Origin of the sequence: Agromyces zhanjiangensis (assembly GCF_040496055.1) — a bacterium.
Classification (GTDB): Bacteria; Actinomycetota; Actinomycetes; order Actinomycetales; family Microbacteriaceae; genus Agromyces; species Agromyces zhanjiangensis.
Genome location: NZ_JBEPKB010000005.1, coordinates 1 through 19,103, shown reverse-complemented (window position 1 = coordinate 19,103; position 19,103 = coordinate 1). Strand labels below are relative to the sequence as shown.

General features: G+C 73.0%; 18 protein-coding genes. 6 read left to right on the top strand and 12 right to left on the bottom strand.

The window, feature by feature from the left end:
• Nucleotides 1-93: 93 nt before the first annotated feature.
• Both ABME02_RS10945 and ABME02_RS10940 read right to left on the bottom strand, forming a co-directional pair.
• Nucleotides 94-654: a PH domain-containing protein gene (locus tag ABME02_RS10945; RefSeq protein ID WP_353815356.1), complete on the bottom strand. Its 561-nt coding sequence runs from the start codon at nucleotides 652-654 to the stop codon at nucleotides 94-96.
• Between the two features lie 7 nt (nucleotides 655-661).
• Nucleotides 662-1,501, bottom strand: coding sequence for a biotin--[acetyl-CoA-carboxylase] ligase (locus ABME02_RS10940; RefSeq protein WP_353815355.1), 840 nt, complete (start codon nucleotides 1,499-1,501; stop codon nucleotides 662-664).
• Between the two features lie 113 nt (nucleotides 1,502-1,614).
• On the opposite strand from ABME02_RS10940, the gene ABME02_RS10935 reads away from it, so the two are divergent.
• Together ABME02_RS10935 and ABME02_RS10930 are read left to right on the top strand one after the other, a co-directional pair.
• Entirely contained in the window at nucleotides 1,615-3,240 is a 1,626-nt protein-coding gene (locus ABME02_RS10935) for an acyl-CoA carboxylase subunit beta (RefSeq protein ID WP_353815354.1), read from the top strand.
• Nucleotides 3,241-3,248: 8 nt separating this feature from the next.
• Nucleotides 3,249-3,479, top strand: a complete 231-nt coding sequence (locus ABME02_RS10930; protein WP_353815353.1) for an acyl-CoA carboxylase epsilon subunit — start codon at nucleotides 3,249-3,251, stop codon at nucleotides 3,477-3,479.
• 346 nt (nucleotides 3,480-3,825) lie between these two features.
• Here ABME02_RS10930 and ABME02_RS10925 read toward each other — a convergent pair whose 3' ends face one another.
• The 4 genes from ABME02_RS10925 to ABME02_RS10910 form a co-directional block, all read right to left on the bottom strand.
• On the bottom strand, nucleotides 3,826-4,836 hold the full coding sequence (locus ABME02_RS10925; protein ID WP_353815352.1) for a DUF8320 family protein: 1,011 nt from the start codon (nucleotides 4,834-4,836) through the stop codon (nucleotides 3,826-3,828).
• Nucleotides 4,833-6,068 (bottom strand): sensor histidine kinase, encoded by a 1,236-nt coding sequence (locus ABME02_RS10920; RefSeq protein WP_353815351.1) that lies wholly within the window; start codon nucleotides 6,066-6,068, stop codon nucleotides 4,833-4,835. The genes ABME02_RS10925 and ABME02_RS10920 overlap by 4 nt, the downstream gene beginning before the upstream one ends.
• The gene (locus tag ABME02_RS10915; protein WP_436408265.1) at nucleotides 6,055-6,759 is read right to left on the bottom strand and encodes a response regulator; all 705 of its coding nucleotides are present in this window, start codon (nucleotides 6,757-6,759) and stop codon (nucleotides 6,055-6,057) included. The genes ABME02_RS10920 and ABME02_RS10915 overlap by 14 nt, the downstream gene beginning before the upstream one ends.
• A gap of 76 nt (nucleotides 6,760-6,835) precedes the next feature.
• Nucleotides 6,836-8,188 (bottom strand): class I SAM-dependent RNA methyltransferase, encoded by a 1,353-nt coding sequence (locus ABME02_RS10910; RefSeq protein WP_353815350.1) that lies wholly within the window; start codon nucleotides 8,186-8,188, stop codon nucleotides 6,836-6,838.
• A 61-nt stretch (nucleotides 8,189-8,249) separates the two neighbouring features.
• Here ABME02_RS10910 and ABME02_RS10905 point away from each other — a divergent pair, with 61 nt between their 5' ends.
• Nucleotides 8,250-8,894 (top strand): Maf family protein, encoded by a 645-nt coding sequence (locus ABME02_RS10905; protein ID WP_353815349.1) that lies wholly within the window; start codon nucleotides 8,250-8,252, stop codon nucleotides 8,892-8,894.
• Between the two features lie 164 nt (nucleotides 8,895-9,058).
• On the top strand, nucleotides 9,059-10,828 hold the full coding sequence (locus ABME02_RS10900) for an acetyl/propionyl/methylcrotonyl-CoA carboxylase subunit alpha (protein ID WP_353815348.1): 1,770 nt from the start codon (nucleotides 9,059-9,061) through the stop codon (nucleotides 10,826-10,828).
• A 117-nt stretch (nucleotides 10,829-10,945) separates the two neighbouring features.
• Here the strand turns inward: ABME02_RS10900 and ABME02_RS10895 are convergent, their stop codons facing one another.
• Nucleotides 10,946-12,376 (bottom strand): NAD(P)H-quinone dehydrogenase, encoded by a 1,431-nt coding sequence (locus ABME02_RS10895; RefSeq protein ID WP_353815347.1) that lies wholly within the window; start codon nucleotides 12,374-12,376, stop codon nucleotides 10,946-10,948.
• Nucleotides 12,377-12,539: 163 nt separating this feature from the next.
• On the opposite strand from ABME02_RS10895, the gene ABME02_RS10890 reads away from it, so the two are divergent.
• Nucleotides 12,540-13,373 carry a purine-nucleoside phosphorylase gene (locus tag ABME02_RS10890; RefSeq protein WP_353815345.1) on the top strand — a complete coding sequence of 278 codons (834 nt, stop codon included), beginning with the start codon at nucleotides 12,540-12,542 and terminating at the stop codon, nucleotides 13,371-13,373.
• An 85-nt stretch (nucleotides 13,374-13,458) separates the two neighbouring features.
• Nucleotides 13,459-15,141: a phospho-sugar mutase gene (locus tag ABME02_RS10885; RefSeq protein WP_353815344.1), complete on the top strand. Its 1,683-nt coding sequence runs from the start codon at nucleotides 13,459-13,461 to the stop codon at nucleotides 15,139-15,141.
• 55 nt (nucleotides 15,142-15,196) lie between these two features.
• Here ABME02_RS10885 and ABME02_RS10880 read toward each other — a convergent pair whose 3' ends face one another.
• From ABME02_RS10880 to ABME02_RS10860, 5 genes are all read right to left on the bottom strand, one after another.
• Nucleotides 15,197-15,481 (bottom strand): PTS sugar transporter subunit IIB, encoded by a 285-nt coding sequence (locus ABME02_RS10880; RefSeq protein ID WP_353815343.1) that lies wholly within the window; start codon nucleotides 15,479-15,481, stop codon nucleotides 15,197-15,199.
• Nucleotides 15,478-15,966, bottom strand: a complete 489-nt coding sequence (locus tag ABME02_RS10875; RefSeq protein ID WP_353815342.1) for a PTS sugar transporter subunit IIA — start codon at nucleotides 15,964-15,966, stop codon at nucleotides 15,478-15,480. The genes ABME02_RS10880 and ABME02_RS10875 overlap by 4 nt, the downstream gene beginning before the upstream one ends.
• Nucleotides 15,967-16,053: 87 nt before the next feature.
• Nucleotides 16,054-17,175, bottom strand: a complete 1,122-nt coding sequence (locus ABME02_RS10870) for an adenosine deaminase (protein WP_353815341.1) — start codon at nucleotides 17,173-17,175, stop codon at nucleotides 16,054-16,056.
• Nucleotides 17,176-17,272: 97 nt separating this feature from the next.
• Nucleotides 17,273-18,574 carry a thymidine phosphorylase gene (locus ABME02_RS10865; RefSeq protein WP_353815340.1) on the bottom strand — a complete coding sequence of 434 codons (1,302 nt, stop codon included), beginning with the start codon at nucleotides 18,572-18,574 and terminating at the stop codon, nucleotides 17,273-17,275.
• Nucleotides 18,571-18,990, bottom strand: a complete 420-nt coding sequence (locus tag ABME02_RS10860; RefSeq protein ID WP_353815338.1) for a cytidine deaminase — start codon at nucleotides 18,988-18,990, stop codon at nucleotides 18,571-18,573. The genes ABME02_RS10865 and ABME02_RS10860 overlap by 4 nt, the downstream gene beginning before the upstream one ends.
• Nucleotides 18,991-19,103: the final 113 nt, after the last annotated feature.

The window sequence follows — 19,103 nt, the reverse complement described above, 5'->3', positions numbered from 1 at the left end:
GACCCGTCACCGTGCGCGGGCCGCGGACTAGAGTACGCGCTCCGCCTCGGGGCGGCGTCCACGGGCGGTCCCCCGACCCGCTCGGCGCACCGCTCAGCGACCGCCCCACGGCAGCGCATCGGCGGTCGCGAAGGCCGCCGGCCGCGCGGCGGGACCGACCGCGGGCCCGCCGAGCGCATGCGCGTCGGCCATCAGCTCGTGCAGGGCGGCCTGCACCTCCAGCGGCTTCGGCACGTCGCGGATCACGACGGCGACCTCGTGCCCGGTCTCCAGCCGGACGTCGCCCGAGCCCGACATCCGCTGCAGCCACGACCGCACGACCTGCACGTCGTACCCCGAACGGTGCCAGAGCTCGCGCCGCACGCGGACGAACAGTCCGCGGCGCACGATGACGCGGCGCGTCGTGATCGTCGTGCGCGAGCTCAGCCAGCCGAGGTACGGAAGCAGGCTGCCGAGCACGATCACGAGTGAGCCCGCGACGATCGCCGCGAGGCGCGGCCAGCCGTCCTCCAGCCACGGCACCGCGTACGCCGTGACCCCCGCGACGGCGATGAGCAGGGCCGCAGGCAGCACGAGCATCCGGCCGTGGCGACGCAGTCGCGCCACGACGTGCTCGGCGCCGTCGGGCACCGGTACCTCGGCCGTCTCCCCCATAGGCCCATTAATACCTCAGGTGCGTGACGTCTCCCGCGGCGACAGCCTGCTCCTCGCCGTTCTCGTCGTCGCGGACCACGAGGCGTCCGTCGGCGTCGATGCGCTCGGCGACGCCGACGAGCTCGCCGCCGCCCGGCAGTTCGACGCGCACGTCCTGGCCGAGCGTGCCGCACAGCGAGGCCACGCGCTCGGCGATGCCGCTCGCGATCGGATCGCCGCCGGACGCCGCGAAGTCGGCGGTCGACGCGAGCAGGCGCTCGAGGTAATCGGCGAGGACGGCATCGGCATCGGGTCGGACGCCCGTCGCCAACTGGAGCGAGGTCGAAGTGAGCGTCGGCAGGTCGTGCTCGTCGAGCGTGTGGTTGAGGCCCGCGCCGATCACGACGGTGTCCTCGGCGACGAGCTCCGAGAGGATGCCGCACACCTTGAACCCCGACACCAGCACGTCGTTCGGCCACTTCAGCCAAGCCTCGACGCCGCCGGTGCCGTCCTCCTCGCCGCCGCGGTCGACGGATGCCGCCGCGAGCGCCCCTCGGACCGCCTCGGTCATCGCCGCGCCCGCGAGGAGCGGGAGCCAGCCCAGCGCGTCGGGCGGGAGTTGCGCGCCGCCGAGCTCGGCCGGGCGGATGAGGACCGAGATCGCGAGCGTCTTCCCGGTCGGCGCGAGCCAGGTCCGCCCGAGTCGCCCGCGACCGCTCGTCTGGTCGTCGGTCACGACGGTGGCCCCGTGGTGCCACCCCGCGGCATCCGCACCGGTGACGGCCTCGCGCAGGACGTCGTTCGTCGACCCGGTCGAGTCGAGCCACTCGAACCTCGGCACCGCGCGTCGCGATCGCTCCCAGTCCATGCGACCTCCCCTTCCGTCGAGGTTCAGGGTAGTGTCCCCGGACTGCTCGGCGGTGGCGATCACCACCACGCACCGCCGCCTTTTTGTGGGAATCCGTCAACGAACCGGCCCGGATGGGCGCCGGTAGAGTGAACGACGTGACCGAATCGACGAACGACGGCCCCGACCTCTCCACGACCGCGGGCAAGCTCGCCGACCTCAAGCACCGCTACCACGAGGCCGTGACCGCCTCGGGCGAGGCGGCCATCGAGAAGCAGCACGCCAAGGGCAAGATGACCGCGCGCGAGCGCATCGCCGAGCTCCTCGACCCGGGCTCGTTCGTCGAGCTCGACGAGTTCGTCCGGCACCGCACGCACGCCTTCGGCATGGAGGCGAAGCGGCCCTACGGCGATGCCGTCGTGACCGGCCTCGGCACCATCCACGGTCGTCCCGTCGCGGTCTACTCGCAGGACTTCACGATCTTCGGCGGCTCGCTCGGCGAGGTCGCCGGCGAGAAGATCATCAAGGTCATGGAGCACGCGCTGAAGACCGGCGTGCCCATCATCGGCATCCTCGACTCCGGCGGCGCCCGCATCCAGGAGGGCGTGGTCGCGCTCGGCAAGTACGGCGAGATCTTCCGCCGCAACACCGCCGCCTCCGGCGTCATCCCGCAGATCTCGATCGTCTGCGGCCCGGCCGCGGGTGGTGCGGTGTACTCGCCCGCGCTCACCGACTTCGTGATCATGGTCGACAAGACGAGCCAGATGTTCGTCACGGGCCCCGACGTCATCAAGACCGTCACCGGCGAGGACGTCGGCATGGAGGAGCTCGGCGGCGCGCTCACCCACAACACGGTCTCGGGCGTGGCCCACTACCTCGCCAGCGACGAGTCGGACGCGCTCGACTACGCCCGCACGCTCGTCTCGTTCCTGCCCGACAACAACATGTCCGAGGCGCCCGTCTACGAGAGCGAGTCGGAGCTCGAGATCACCGACGAGGACCGCCGCCTCAACACGATCATCCCCGACTCGCCGAACCAGCCCTACGACATGCACTCGATCATCGAGGGGATCGTCGACCACGGCGACTTCCTCGAGGTGCAGCCGCTGTTCGCACCGAACATCGTCGTCGGCTTCGCCCGGGTCGAGGGCCGCTCGGTGGGCATCATCGCCAACCAGCCCAGCCAGATGGCCGGCACGCTGAACATCGCCGCCGGCGAGAAGGCGTCGCGGTTCGTCCGGTTCTGCGACGCGTTCTCGATCCCGATCCTCACCCTCGTCGACGTGCCCGGCTACCTGCCCGGCACCGACCAGGAGTGGACGGGCGTCATCCGCCGCGGCGCGAAGCTGCTGTACGCGTACGCCGAGGCGACGGTCCCGCTCGTCACCGTGATCACGCGCAAGGCCTACGGCGGCGCCTACATCGTCATGGGCTCCAAGCAGCTCGGGGCCGACATCAACCTCGCGTGGCCGACCGCCGAGATCGCCGTCATGGGCGGCCAGGGCGCCGTGAACATCCTGTACCGCGGCGAGATCAAGCGGGCAGAGGAGGCCGGCGAGGACGTCGCGGCGGTCCGCACGAAGCTCGCGAACGAGTACACCTACAACGTGGCCTCGCCGTTCCTCGCCGCCGAGCGCGGCGAGCTCGACGGGGTCATCGAGCCCGCGGCGACGCGCGTGTCGGTCACGAAGGCGCTCCGCGCGCTCCGCACCAAGCGGGCGAGCCTGCCGCCGAAGAAGCACGGCAACATCCCGCTCTAGGAGGAATGATGACCAGCGCACCCCAGGAGGGCGACGCCGAGGCGCTCGACCTCCGGTTCGTGACCCGCGACGTGCGGGCCGACGAGGCCGCGGCCGTGACCGCGGTGCTCGTCGCGACCGTTCGAGAGTCGCAGGGCGAGCACGAGGTGACCCCCCGCAACGACTGGTCGCACCCGCGCAACGCACTGCGGCCGCGGGTCGAGGTCGGCCCCGGTCGCTGGGCGGCGTCGGCGCGCTGACCGCGCAGCCCGCGCGTCCGGCGTCTCGGCGTCCCCCGGTTCGGCGAGCGGATGCGGCGTGCACCCACGGTTCCCGCCCGACGTGTCCCCCATGTCCCCCGAAATGCTGACTTCGCACGACGCGACGGATCCGTACGATTGGGGGTACGCACTCCATCGGAGTCGTATCCGTCACCGGCTGGGTAACCGGTGGCGCTCTGGGGGCGAGTCAGGGCGATATTCGGGTTGTCGCCGTGACTCGGGCTTGCTGGGGGGTCGGTAGGGGCCGACCCCCCGCTTCCATGTCCGGGCGGGCTCGCGAGGGCCGCGAGGCGCCGTCGGCATCGCGGCGCGCCTTCCGCGGTGCTCAGCCCGCGCGCGGGATCTCCAGCCAGAGCTCGACCTCGGCATCCTCCGACTCGGCCGTCTCGCCGTTGCCGCCGCTCAGTCCGACGATGGTCACCGCGACCGGCGACCCCTCCGCGGCGGTGCGCGCGATGATCCGGTCCGCCCGCGTCGACTCGACCACCTCGGCCAGCTGCGACAGGATCCGGTCGCGCTCCGCCTCGTCGAGCTCGTCGATCCCGCCCTCGTCCAGGAGCGTCACCGTGGCGCCGCGGTCGCGCGCACTGCGCACGGCCGCCCGCACGGCGTCGGTGAGCAGCATCCGCCCTCGGATCTCATCGCGGATCGCGGCCTCCAGCGTGCGGCACTCCGCGCGCTCCGCATCGCTCAGCGAATGGTCGCCGTCCGCGATGCGGCGGAGCATCGGCGAGGCGAGTCGCTGGGTCTGCGCGAGCCGCATGCGCCCCTCGAACAGGTGCGCGTCCTGCGCGGCCTGCCACGCTGCGGCCTCGCGCTCGGCCTGCGCGTAGCGCCGGGTCGCCCGGGCCGCTCCGGCGAGCGCGGCGGAGAGCATGTGGGCGATGCCGACCCAGACCAGGCTGCCGATCACGCCGAGCTGCCCGAGCGCGAGCGGCCCCGCCCACACCACGGTCTGCACCGCCAGCACGATGACCCCCGCCCAGGCGACGACGAGCTGGCGACGGGCTGCCGCGATGGTCATCAGCGTCCCGACGGCCGCGACGTACCAGGTCGCGTACCCGTTGTCCGCCGTCGGGTCGAGCTGGCTCGTGACGAGCACCGGGAGCACGATGCCGACCGCGAGGTCGAGCGCGGCGAGCCAGTCCGGCATGCGCGCCCGCCGTGCGGGCCAGAGGCTGAGCACGGTCGCGATCGCGTAGAGCACCAGTGCCACGATGATCGGCCACGGGGAGGCCGCGACATCCGTCGACAGCGACGAGACGCCCAGGACGACGTGATAGCCGGAGAACATCGCGGCGAGGGCCAGGAGCAGCCAGCGGGGCACGGAGATCATGCGCCGCTCCCCTCCACGCCCGCGGGCCATGCGAGCGTCACCGTCGTCCCCTCGCCGGCGGTGGACTCGATCGTCGCCGACCCGCCCTCGTTCGCCATCCGCTCCTCGATCGAGACCCGGAGCCCGAGTCGGCTCGGCGGCACCGCCCTCGGGTCGAAGCCCGACCCGTTGTCGATGACGCGGATGACGCATCCGCCCGCCCCGACGCCGCGGACCTCGAGCTCGCGGCGCACCCGGCCGATCGGACCGTCGGCGTGCTGCACGCTGTTCACCATCGCCTGCATCGCGGCCGACGAGAGCGCGTCGATCGCCTCGACCGGCAGCTCCACGCCGTCGGCGCCGTCGACGCGGACGATGAACGGCGCGGAGAACCCGTCGACGCCGGCGCGGAGCCGGCGCGTGAGCACGGTGAGGGCGACGCGATCGTCGACGCCCGGGACCTCGACGGCGGCCTCGTCGAGCCTGCGGACCGCATCGGCGGCCATGCGCGCCGCGAGCGCTCGCTCGGCGGGCGTGCGGGATGCCGCGGCCGAGAGCAGGGTCGTGAGGACGCTGTCGTGCACCAGGGCGTCGACCTTCACGCGCTCGATCTCGGTCGCGTGCCGTCGCGCCACCGCGTCGTAGCGCTCGAGCGCGGCCTCCTGCGCGGCATCCACCGCGATCGCGGCCTGCCGGAGCATGGTGATGATCACGAGCACCACGATCCCGAGGATCACCGCGTAGAGCGTGTCGAGGACCGCGAGGAGCGCGCCTGCGCCGCCGCCCGAGGGGCTCAGCCGGACGACGCCGTAGATCGCGGGGACCGCGGTGGTGTACGCGGCGGCCGGCGCGACCGGCAGTGCGATCACCGCCGCAGTCGTGGCGACCGTGCACAGGTAGTACAGCCAGGGCGTCCGGCCCGTCATGGCCGCCGTGTCGACCACCAGGAACGGCCAGGCCAGGAGCGCGATGACGTAGATGGTCGCGAACGCGAGCGCCGCCGCCCGCACCGCCACGCGGGTGAACGTCGCCGCAGCCAGCGCCGCGATCGCCCCGTACACGACGGCCATCATCGCCACGCCCGAGCCGTCCGCCATGAAGCGGGCCTCGTCGATGGCCGTCGGCACCGTCTGCGCGCCGAACACGAGCCCGAACGCTCCGAGTGCCCGCCCCGCGACGGTCTCGACCTGCGCGCGGCTCACCGCCGCACGGCGCGGGACGAGCCGGCTCGCCCGCCAGTCAGCGGCGGGCATCCCCGGCCTCGGCATCGAGCCCCGGGAGGATGCCGTCCTCGACCGCGCGACGCAGCAGGTCGACCTTCGTCGGGGCCGGCCGGCCCACCTCGACGTACTTCGCGCGGATGCGGTCGAGGTACTCGCGCGCGGTCGAGTGCGCGATGCCGAGCTGCTGGGCGACGAGCTTCAACGGCAGGCCCGACGCGTACAGGTGCAGGACGTCGCGCTCGCGGCGGCCGAGCTGCGCCTTGGCGAAGTCGCGGTCGGCCTCGATGGCACTGGCCCACTCGACGTTGTTCAGCGCGTCGCCACGCGCGACGGTCGCGATCGCCGCGATCACCGACGCGGTGGGCGACGACTTCGGGATCACCCCGGCGGCGCCGGCCGCGAGGGCCTCGCGCACGGCGGCGACCCGGTCGGCGATGCTGTGGACGAGGACCTGGCTGCCGGTCGCGAGCACGGCGCGGACGTTGTCGGTGACGTTCGACCCGTCGCCGAGCGAGAGGTCGAGCAGCACGACCTTCGGCGGGTCGATCACCGGGTCCTCGAACGCGGCGAGGAGCGTCGGGACGTCGGCCGTGTCCGCGACGACCTCGTAGCCGGCGTCGCGGCAGGCGGCGCGGAGCCCGAGCCGGACCGCCTCGTGGTCGTCGACGATCGCCACCGTCGTGGCCACCGCAGCGCCTGCCTCGCCCGTCACCGTCGTCACGCGCACTCCCCCGTCACGGCCGAATCCTGTCGTGCCGATGCCCTGCGCGACCTCGGTCACGCGTCAGCCACCGTCCTCACACGATAGCGGCGAATCGGGCGACCGCCTCGAGGTGATGGGTGTTCGGGAAGAGGTCGAACGCGTCGAGGGCCTCGAGCTCGAAGCCGTGGGAGCGGAACGTCGCCACGTCGCGCGCGAGCGCGACCGGGTCGCAGGCGACGTACACGACCTGGGCGGGACGCAGCTCCGCGAGGCGGTCGACGACCGCGCGGCCCGCACCGGCGCGCGGCGGGTCGAGCACCACGGTGGCACCGCGGAGGCCGCGGGACGAGGCATCCGCCTCGCCGACGAGGCGGTCGAGGTAGCGGTCGACGCGGTCCGAGACGGCGCGCGCGCCGACCCAGTCTGACAGGTTGGCGCCGGCGTGCTCGGTCGCGCGCTGATCGGCCTCGACGGTCGTGATCCGCGTCGAGCCGCCGAAGCGGTCGCCGACCGCGGCCGCGAGCAGGCCGACGCCGCCGTACAGGTCCTGGTTCTCCGCCTCCGGATCGAACCGGTCGGGGTCGACGGCCTCCTGCACGGCACGCGTCAGCGTCGCGGCCGCGCCCCGATGGACCTGCCAGAAGCCGCCGCGGTCGAGCGTGAACGTCCGCTCGCCCACGCGTTCGACGATCGTCGGCGGATGCTCGGGGCGTCGCTCCCCGGCGGCCCGGACCACGAGCTCCGCGGCACCGGTCGAGGGGGCGACGAGGTCGATCGCCGAGGCACCCGATCCGGTGCCGGCCGCGCGACGGCCGGAGCCGATCGGCGCGATCGTCTCGAGCTCTGCCACGGCGAGCGGCAGCGAGCCCACCTGGATGATCCGGTGGCTGCGCGCGGCATAGGGTCCGACCGCGCCATCCGCGCCGACGTGCAGCCGCACACGGGTGCGCCACCCGGTCCCCGACTCCTGGTCGGCGCCGGGGGCGAGCTCGGGGGCCACCGACCGCACCTCGACGTCGCGTTCGACGCCGCCCATCCGCGACAGGGCGTCGCGGAGGACCTCGGCCTTCAGTTCGCGCTGCCGCCGCATCACGATGTGCCCGAACTCGGCGCCGCCGACGCGATCCTCGGGAGCGCGGTCGACGGATGCCTCCGCCCAGACGTGTTCGCGGCGGTCGGGCGAGGCGTCGAGCACCTCGAGCGTCTCGGCGCGCCAGAAGCGGTCGTGCCCGGCGTCCGTCACCCGGGCGCGCACGCGCTCCCCCGGGATCGCGTCGGCGACGAAGACGACCCGGCCCTCCTGGCGGGCGACGGCGACGCCGCCGTGCGCGATCCGCTCGACGTCGAGGTCGAGCACCGGACCGGGTTCGGCCGGGCGCGCCGGCGCCGTGCGGCGAGCGCCTGCCGGGCGGGCGCCTCGGGCGGGACGACGACGGGAGTTGGCCATCGTCCGAGCATCGCACACCGAGCCGAATGCGGGCAGGGAGCGGCACCGGCAGGATGGAGGCATGCGCCTGTACCTCGCGTCGACCTCGCCCGCCCGCCGTCAGCTGCTGCGTCAGGCGGGCATCGAACCCGTGCTCGTCGCACCCGGCGTCGACGAGGCGGCCGCGGTCGCCGCGTACGAGGCCGAGCACGGGCCGCTCGCCCCGCACGAGCTCGTGCAGCTGCTCGCGCAGCGCAAGGCCGAGGCGATCGCCGGACACGACGTCGACGGCTCGCCCATCGACGGCCTGATCCTGGGCGGCGACTCGGCGTTCCTCGTCGACGGCGTGCTGCACGGCAAGCCGCACCGCCCGGAGGTCGCGCGCGAACGGTGGGCGGGGCAGAACGGGCGCTCCGGCGTGCTCTGGTCGGGCCACTGGGTCATCGACCACCGGGGCGGCGCGGCGCGCGGCGCGGTCGGTCGCCCGGCGTCCGCGGTGGTCGAGTTCGCCAGCCTCGACGACGCGGAGATCGACGCGTACATCGCCACGGGAGAGCCGCTCGCGGTGGCCGGCGCGTTCACCGTCGACAGCCTGGGGGGTCCGTTCATCCGATCCGTCGACGGCGACCCGTCCACCGTCGTCGGGCTCTCGCTGTCGACGCTGCGCGACCTCGTCCGGGAGCTCGGCGTCGACTGGATCGACCTCTGGGACCTCGGCAGGCGCTGAACTCCCGCGCCCGGCGCGGCCGCCGGAGGGTTGGTGCGGGGCGCCGCCGGCGCGCGCCGAGGCCGGAGGCATCCGCCTCGTTGTCGCTCACCGAAACACCTGCAGCGCTTTTTTGTGTGGACCGCCCAAGGGCGGCTGGGAATCCGCCAATAGGCTTGGTCATCATGCGTCGCATCACCAAGGTCCTCATCGCCAACCGCGGCGAGATCGCCGTCCGCGTCATCCGCGCCGCCCGCGACTCCGGGCTCGCCTCCGTCGCCGTCTACGCCGACCAGGACCGCGACGCGCGCCACGTCAAGCTCGCCGACGAGGCCTACGCCCTCGACGGCTCGACGAGCGCGGAGACCTACCTGGTCATCGACAAGCTCCTCTCGGTCGCGCGCCGCTCGGGCGCCGACGCCGTGCACCCCGGCTACGGCTTCCTCGCCGAGAACCCCGACTTCGCCCGCGCCGTCATCGCCGCCGGGCTGATCTGGATCGGACCGTCCCCCGAGGCCATCGAGCGCCTCGGCGACAAGGTCTCGGCCCGCCACGTCGCCGAGAAGGTCGGTGCGCCACTCGCCCCCGGCACCCTGAACCCCGTCGCGGATGCCGCGGAGGTGCTCGAGTTCGTCGACGACCACGGACTGCCCGTCGCGATCAAGGCCGCGTTCGGCGGCGGCGGTCGCGGCCTCAAGGTCGCGCGCGAGCGCGGCGAGGTCGCCGAGCTCTTCGAGTCGGCGACGCGCGAGGCCGTCGCCGCGTTCGGTCGCGGCGAGTGCTTCGTCGAGAAGTACCTCGACAAGCCGCGCCACGTCGAGACCCAGTGCCTCGCCGACGAGCACGGCAACGTCGTCGTGGTGTCCACGCGCGACTGCTCGCTGCAGCGCCGCCACCAGAAGCTCGTCGAGGAGGCGCCCGCGCCGTTCCTCACCGAGGAGCAGAACCGCCTGCTGTACGAGTCGTCGAAGGCGATCCTCAAGGAGGTCGGCTACGTCGGCGCGGGCACGTGCGAGTTCCTCATCGGCCAGGACGGCACGGTCTCGTTCCTCGAGGTGAACACGCGACTCCAGGTCGAGCACCCCGTCTCCGAGGAGGTCACCGGCCTCGACCTCGTGCGCGAGCAGTTCCGCCTCGCCGAGGGCGGCACGCTCGACTACGACGACCCGGTGACGACCGGCCACTCCTTCGAGTTCCGCATCAACGGCGAGGACCCGGGCCGCAACTTCCTGCCCGCGCCCGGCCCCATCCACCAGCTCCGCTTCCCCGGCGGCCCCGGCGTCCGCGTCGACTCCGGCGTGACCAGCGGCGACGAGATCTCGGGCGCGTTCGACTCGCTGCTCGCGAAGCTCATCGTCACCGGCGCGACCCGCAAGGACGCGCTCGAGCGCGCACGCCGCGCCCTCGACGAGTTCGACGTGGCCGGCCTGCCGACCGTGCTCCCCTTCCACCGCGACATCGTCCGCAACGCGGCCTTCGCCCCGGAGGGCGACGAGCCCTTCTCTGTGTACACGCGGTGGATCGAGACCGAGTACGACAACCAGCTCGAGCCGTGGACCGGTGAACTCGCGGAGACCAAGGGCCCCGGCGCCCGCACCGCCCTCGTGGTCGAGGTCGACGGCCGCCGCATCGAGGTGTCGCTGCCGAAGCGCCTCGCGGGCGCACCGTCGACGAACGGCTCGCGCGGCCCCGCACCGCGACGCCGCGCCGCGCACCACGCCGTCGACACGTCGACCGGCGACGCCGTGACGGCGCCGATGCAGGCGACCGTCGTCAAGGTCGCGGTCGCCGAGGGCGACAAGGTCGTCAAGGGCGACCTCGTGCTCGTGCTCGAGGCCATGAAGATGGAGCAGCCCATCGTGGCGCACAAGGACGGCGTCATCGGCCTGGTCAACGCCGAGCCCGGCACGACCGTCTCGAGCGGCCACCTCCTGCTCTCGATCGCCGACGCGTAGGCCGCGGACGCGCAGGCCAACGGCGCGCAACCGACGACGCGTCGCGCGCCGGCGCCTTCCGGCACGCGGCCGAGGGGTCGAATCGCCGAGGACCCCTGAGTGCCGGATCGGCGCGCGCTATCGCACGACGTGCATCGCTCGCGCAGCGTCGGTCAACGACCCCGTGAGCGACGGGTAGACCGGGAACGCCTCGGCGAACTGGTCGACCGTGAGCCGGTGCTCGACGGCCAGCGCGAGCGGGAAGATCAGCTCGGACGCCTTCGGCGCCACGATCACGCCACCGATGATCGCGCCCGACCCGGCCGAGGCGAACAGCTTCACGAACCCGTCGCGGATGCCCATCATCTTCGCCCGCGGGTTCGACGCGAGCGGGAGCTTGTAGATCGTCCCGGGCACGACGCCCTCGTCGATCTCCTTCTCGGTCCAGCCGACCGTCGCGATCTCGGGCTGGGTGAAGATGTTCGAGGTGATGTTGCGGTTCTCCGGCGGGTTCACGATGTCGCCCATCGCGTGGAACACGGCGGTGCGCCCCTGCATCGAGGCGACGGAGGCCAGCGGCAGGAAGGTCGTGCAGTCCCCTGCCGCGTAGATGTTCGGCATCGAGGTGCGCGCGACCCGGTTGACGCGGATGTGGCCCGACTCGGCGAGCTGCACGCCGGCCTCCTCGAGGCCGAGGTCGGCCGTGTTCGGGACCGAGCCGACCGCCATCAGGCAGTGCGACCCGCGCACCTCGCGACCGTCGGAGAGCGTCGCGAGCACCCCGTCGCCGTCGACGACGACCGAGTCGGCGCGCGACTTCGAGAGCACCTTCATGCCGTTGCGCTTGAACACCTTCTCGATCACCGCGGCAGCGTCGGCGTCCTCGCCGGGCAGCACGTGCTCGCGGCTGGAGACGAGCGTGACCTTCGCACCGAGCGCGCGGTACGCCGACGCGAACTCGGCCCCGGTCACACCGGAGCCGACGACGATGAGGTGCTCGGGCACCTGCTTCAGCGCGTAGAGCTCGGTCCACGTCAGGATGCGCTCGCCGTCGGGGACGGCGGACGGGAGCACGCGCGGGGTCGCGCCGGTCGAGATGACGAGCGTGTCGGCGTCGATGCGGTCGAAGTCGGTGCCGCCCTTCGCGGTCGCGACGATGATCGCGTTCGGCCCGTCGAGTCGCCCCTCGCCCTGGACGAGGCGCACCCCGGCGTCGAGCAGGTTCGTGCGCATGTCCTCGGACTGCTGCGCCGCGAGGCCGAGCAGGCGCTTGTTCACGGCCTGGAGGTTGATCGCGACATCCGGCTTCACGGCCTTCGCGTCGCCGCCGCGCGCGAAGAACTGCACGCCGAGGTCGGCGGCCTCCTTCACGGCGTTCGACGCCTCGGCCGTGGCGATGAGGGACTTCGAGGGAACGACGTCGGTGAGCACGGCCGAGCCGCCGACGCCGGCGCGCTCGACGAGCGTGACCTCGGCCCCGAGCTGTGCGGCGGCGAGGGCGGCCTCGTACCCGCCGGGTCCACCTCCGAGTACGGCGATCCTCTGGGTGCGCTCGAAGGTGGTGTGCATGGCGACCATTCTCGCGTACGCGCGGGCGGGCGCGCGAACGCGGGCGGGCGCGCGAACGCGGGCGGGCGCGCGAACGCGGGCGGGCGAGCGGATGGCGCGCGCAGACGAGCACGCCGGCGCGCACGCCCTGCCGCGGCATCCGCCCCTTGCGTACGATGAGGGGATGCAGCAGCAGAATCCGCTCGACGACCCCTCCGCCGACCCGTTCGCCGTCGCACGCGACGCGGCCGCGCGCATCGCGGAGCTCACGGGCGTCGAGCGCCATGACGTCGCACTCACGCTCGGCTCGGGCTGGGGCGCCGCCGCCGAGCTCATCGGCGAGACCACGCACACGATCGCCGCGAGCGAGGTGCCCGGGTTCTCGAAGCCGGCCCTCGAGGGCCACGTCGGCACGCTCCGCTCGGTCGCGCTGCCCGACGGCCGGCGAGCACTCGTGATCGGCGCGCGCACGCACTACTACGAGGGACACGGCGTGCGCCGGGTCGTCCACTCGGTCCGCACCGCAGCGGCCGCGGGGGCGACGACGATGATCCTGACCAACGGCGCCGGGGGCATCAAGGAGCACTGGACGCCCGGCAGCCCCGTGCTGATCAGCGACCACATCAACCTCACGGCCGACTCGCCGCTCGAGGGCGCGACGTTCGTCGACCTCACCGACCTGTACTCGTCGCGGCTCCGCGCCGTCGCGAAGGGCATCGACCCGTCGCTCGACGAGGGCGTGTACGTGCAGTTCCGCGGCCCGCACTACGAGACGCCGGCCGAGGTGCAGATGGCGAAGGCCATCGGCGGGCACATCGTCGGCATGTCGACGGCACTCGAGGCCATCGCGGCGCGGCAGGCCGGCATGGAGGTGCTCGGGATGTCGCTCATCACGAACCTGGCTGCGGGCATCCAGACCACGCCCCTCAGCCACGAGGAGGTCATCGAGGCAGGCCGCAACGCCGAGGCCAGGATCTCCGACCTGCTGGCGAAGGTCGTCGCGGCGATCCAGCCCTAGCCCGCCCACGACACCGCAGAACCGAACACCGGAACGTCCGCGCGACCGGGCCGCCGCCCACCGCACCCGAGAGAGAAGGCAACGGATGCCAGAACTCACCGACGCCGACCGCATCGCCCTCGCCGAGGCGTGGATCGCACAGGATCCCGACCCCGAGACCCGCGAGGAACTCGCCGCGATCGTCGCGCGCGTGCGCGAGGCGGATGCCGCGGCATCCGCCGACCTGGCCGATCGCTTCGACGCGCGGCTCGCCTTCGGCACCGCGGGACTGCGCGGCGAGATCGCCGCCGGCCCGAACCGGATGAACCGCGTGCTGGTGTCGCAGGGCGCGGCCGGCCTCGCCGCCCACCTGCTCGAGCGGTCGACGGATGCCGCTGAGCCGAGCGTGGTCGTCGGCTACGACGGTCGACGCAACTCCGAGGCGTTCGCGCGCGACGTCGCCGAGGTGATGGCAGGCGCGGGCGTGCGGTCGATCCTGCTCCCCCGACTGCTCCCGACCCCCGTGCTGGCGTTCGCCGTCCGGCACCTCGACACGAGCGCCGGCGTGATGATCACCGCGTCGCACAACCCGCCGAACGACAACGGCATGAAGGTCTACCTCGGCGGCGCCGACCAGGGCTCGCAGATCGTCGCGCCCGCCGACGCCGAGATCGCCTCGCAGATCGACCGGGTCGCCGCCACGACGCCGGTCACCGAGCTCCCGCGCGGCGCCTTCGAGACGGCCGACGAATCCGTCGTCGACGCATACGTGGCCGCGACGGCCGCCGTGGCATCCGCCCCGTCCGCGCAGCCGCGCGTGGTCTACACCGCCATGCACGGCGTCGGCTGGGAGACGATGCGACGCGTACTCGAGGCCGCCGGCTTCGACGCGCCGTCGCTCGTCGCGGAGCAGATCGAGCCCGACGGCCGCTTCCCCACCGTGTCCTTCCCCAACCCGGAGGAGCCCGGCGCGATGGACCTGTCCTTCGCGGCGGCGCGAGCCGCGGGCGCCGACCTCATCATCGCGAACGACCCCGACGCCGACCGCCTCGCCGTCGCGATCCCGGACGCGGCCGAACCCGAGGGCTACCGCCGGCTGACGGGCAACGAGGTCGGGCTGCTGCTCGGCTGGCAGGTCGCCGAAGCGGCCGCGGGCTCGAACGGCACGCTCGCGTGTTCGATCGTCTCCTCCCCAGGGCTCGAAGCGGTGGCGCGCGCGCACCGGCTCGACTTCCGGGCGACGCTCACCGGGTTCAAGTGGATCTCGCGCGCCCCCGCGCTGGTGTTCGGGTTCGAGGAGGCACTGGGCTACCTCGTGAACCCCGGCACCGTCCGCGACAAGGACGGCATCTCCGCGGCGGTCGCGTTCCTCTCGCTCGCAGCCCGCCTCGCCGCCGAGGGCCGCACGATCGCCGACCACCTCGACGACTTCGCCCTGCGCTTCGGGCGCTTCGACTCCAGCCAGGTGTCGATCCGCGTGACCGACCTCTCGCGCATCGCCGACGTCATGGCTCGGCTGCGAGCCGGGCCGCCGTCGGAGGTGGGCGGCATCCGGGTCGAGCGGATCGACGATCTCGCTGCCGGGGTCGACGGGTACCCGCCGTCGGACGTGCTCCGCCTCGTCTTCGAGGGCGGTGCGCGCGTGATGGTGCGCCCGAGCGGCACCGAGCCGAAGCTCAAGGTGTACATCGACGCCGCGGCGACCGAAGGCTCGCTTGAGGAGCGTCGCGCTGCGGCGTCCGACGCCGTCGCCCGCCTGGAGGCCGGGATGCGCGCGCTCGTCGCCTGACGCACCCGAGCGATCCCGCGCCTGCGATGCCGGCCCGCCTCGGCCGCGTCGGCGATCAGCCCAGCGACGCGTCGAGCTTCCGGCCGATCTCCTCGACGTCGAAGTAGTTCTCGACCTCGATGATCTCCGCCCACGTGCGGCCGAGTTCCTCGCGGACGCGGTCGGCGAGCTCAGTCGAGGTGAGCACCACCTGGGCATCGGCGGCGACCTCTCGGAGTCCGGCGAGACCGCTCGCCGAGACGTCGGCGGTGAGCCCGAGCCGGTCGAGCGCTCGCTCGGCGTTGCCCTTGAGGATGGCCGACGTCCCCACGCCGACACCGCAGACCGCGACGATCCTCATGACGGGGCCCCGGCGGCATCCGTCGCCGGACTGCCACCGTCGGCGGCGACGCGCAGGACCGCTCGGACCTCGGCCGGCGTCTCGGCGGCGGCGATGCGGTCGATGGCGTCGCGCTCGTTGAACACGTTCGCGAGGTCGGCGACGCTCGCGACGTGCTCCTCGGCGTTGGAGACGGCGAGGCCGAGGACGACCCGAACCGGATCGTTGTGCGGATGGCCGAACGCGACGGGCTCGGCGAGGGTCACGACCGACAGGCCGCTCCGGCGCACGTCGGGCCCGGGTCGGGCGTGCGCGAGGGCGAGCCCCGGCGCGATCACGATGTAGGCGCCGAACTCCACCAGCACGTCGATCATGCGATCGGTGTAGTCCGGACGCGTCGCCCCGGACCGCGCCAGCGCATGCCCTGCGGCGCGGATGGCGGCGCGCCAGTCGGCGACGTCGGCCCGCAGCACGATCGCGTCGTCGGGAAGCGGAGGGAGGGTCATCGATGTCCGTTCAGCGGGTGGTTCTGGTGTCGTGGTGGGAGCGGCGTCCGTCCGGGCTGCGGCGGCGGGCCCGCGCCGAGGATCGGGTCAGGCCTCGTCGAAGCCGTCCTGGATCTGCTCGACGAGGTCCTCGCGGTCGTCGAGCGGAAGGAACGCCGCCGCGGCGGCGTTCAGCTGGAAGACCTCGAAGTCATCGAGGTCGTAGCCGAACGCATCGGAGAGCAGGGCGAGCTCGCGGGTGAGCGACGTGCCCGACTGGAGGCGGTTGTCGGTGTTGACGGTGACGCGGAACCCGAGCTGGTAGAGCAGGTCGAAGGGATGGTCGACGAGCTCGTCTCCCCACGCCGCGATGGCGCCGGTCTGCAGGTTCGAGGACGGGCTCGTCTCGAGGGCGATCTCGCGGTCGCGCACCCACTGCGCGATCGGGCCGAGGGAGACGTACGTGTTCTCGTCGTCCTGCCGCTCGATGGTGAGGTCCTCCGCGAGTCGCACGCCGTGGCCGAGGCGGAGCGCACGCCCGTCGAACAGGGCGCTCCGGATCGACTCGAGGCCGTCGGCCTCGCCGGCGTGGACCGTGACGGGCATGAAGCGGGTCGCGAGGAAGTCGAACGCGGTGCGGTGCCGGCTCGGCGGGAAGCCCGCCTCGGCACCCGCGATGTCGAAGCCGACGACGCCGCGATCGCGGTGACGCACGGCGAGCTCAGCGATCTCGAGTCCGCGGTCGGCGTGCCGCATCGCGGTGATGAGCTGGCCGACTCGGATGCGGGCCCCCTGGCGCCGCACGTCGTCGACGCCCTGCTCGAGGCCCGCCTGCACCGCCTCCACGGCCTCGTCGAGCGAGAGTCCCCGCGTGAGGTGCTGTTCCGGCGCCCAGCGGACCTCTCCGTAGATCACGCCGTCCTCGGCGAGGTCGTTGACGAACTCGCGGGCGACGCGCGCCAGGCCGTCGCGCGTCTGCATGACCGCGGTGGTCACGTCGAACGTCTTCAGGTACTCGACGAGCGAACCCGAGTCGGACTGGTCGGCGAACCATCGACCGAGATCATCGGCCTCGGTCTCGGGGAGCTCGAACCCGACCTCATCGGCGAGCTCGATGACGGTCTGCGGCCGCAGGCCGCCGTCGAGGTGATCGTGCAGCGAGATCTTCGGCAGCGACCGGATGTCGGTGCCGTCTCCCTCGATCCGGTATTCGGTCGCGTGCGTGTCCACCCCACCACGATAGCGGCGTGCGCGCGGATCGACGCAGGGAAATCCCTGCGTACGACGGCACGCGACGGGCAGCCGCGCACGGCGGACCGGCTCGCCGTCAGCGCCCGATGCGCTCCGCGATGAGCGGGCCGCCGTCCTGGACCTCCGCGCCGGCGTCGCCGATCTCCCACGCCCCCTCGACGGATTCGAGGGCGCGCGCGAAGCGAGCGGGCTGGTCGGCGTGCAGCGTGAACAGCGGCTGGCCGGCGCGGACCTCGTCTCCGGGCTTCGCGTGCAGGTCGATGCCGGCCGCGTGCTGCACCGGGTCCTCCTTGCGCGCGCGACCCGCGCCCAGGCGCCAGGCGGCGATGCCGAACGACAGCGCGTCCTGCCGGAGGAGGACGCCGTCGCGATCGGCCGTCACGACGTGCTGCTCCTTGGCGACGGGCATGGGGGCGTCGGGGTCGCCGCCCTGGGCGCGGATCGAGGCGCGCCACGTGTCCATCGCGCGGCCGTCGTCCAGCGCCCGCTCCACGTCGGCGTCCGCGACCCCGGCGAGCTCGAGCATCTCGCGCGCGAGCGCGATCGTGAGCTCGCGCACATCGGCCGGCCCGCCGCCGGCGAGCACCTCGACGGACTCGCGGACCTCGTTCGCGTTGCCGATCGTGAGCCCGAGCGGCACGTTCATGTTCGTCAGGAGCGCCGAGGTCGCGACCCCGGCGTCCTCGCCGAGTTCGACCATCGTGCGCGCCAGCTCGCGCGAGCGCTCGATGTCCTTCAGGAACGCGCCCGACCCGAACTTCACGTCCAGCACGAGCGCGCCCGTGCCCTCGGCGATCTTCTTCGACATGATCGACGACGCGATGAGCGGGATGGCCTCGACCGTGCCCGTGATGTCGCGCAGCGCGTAGAGCTTCTTGTCGGCCGGGGCGAGCCCGGCGCCGGCGGCGCAGATGACGCCGCCCACGTCGCGCAGCTGGGCGAACACCTCCTCGTTGGAGAGCTCGGCGCGCCAGCCGGGGAAGGACTCCAGCTTGTCGAGCGTGCCGCCGGTGTGCCCGAGGCCCCGCCCCGAGAGCTGCGGGACGGCCACGCCGAACGAGGCGACCAGCGGCATCAGCGGCAGCGTGATCTTGTCGCCGACGCCGCCCGTCGAGTGCTTGTCGGTCGTCGGCTTGCCGAGCGCCGAGAAGTCCAGGCGCTCGCCCGAGGCGAGCATCGCCATCGTCATGTCGCGGATCTCACGGCGGCTCATCCCGTTGAGGAAGATCGCCATGGCCATCGCCGACATCTGCTCGTCGGCGACGTAGCCGCGCGTGTACGCGTCGACCAGCCAGTCGATCTGGTCGGTGGACAATTCGCCTCGATCGCGCTTGGTGCGGATCAGGTCGACGGCGTCGAAGGCCTCGACGGCGTTCATGAGCTCTCTCCTCGGTACTCGGCGAGCTGTCGCGGACCGAACGCGTCGGGCAGCACCTCATCGATGGTCTTCAGCCCCGAGACGGTCTCGAGCACCATGCCCTCGGCCGAGTGCTCGTAGAGGAGCTGGCGGCAGCGGCCGCACGGCATCAGGACGTTGCCGTGCCCGTCCACGCAGGTGAAGGCGACGAGCTTGCCGCCGCCCGACATGACGAGCGCCGAGACGAGCGAGCACTCCGCGCAGAGGGTCACGCCGTACGACGCGTTCTCGACGTTGCACCCGCTCACGACGCGGCCGTCGTCGGCGATGGCCGCGGCGCCCACGGGGAACTGGGAGTACGGGACGTACGCCTTCGCCATCGCCTCGCGGGCGATCTCGCGAAGGTGGCCCCAGTCGGTCGACTGGTGGTCGGTCATCGGTGACGCTCCTCGGTCAGGCTTTGATGTAGGGCTTGCCGGCTGCGGCGGGTCCGCGGACCTTGCCGACGAATCCGGCGACGGCGAGGATCGTGACGACGTAGGGCAGCATG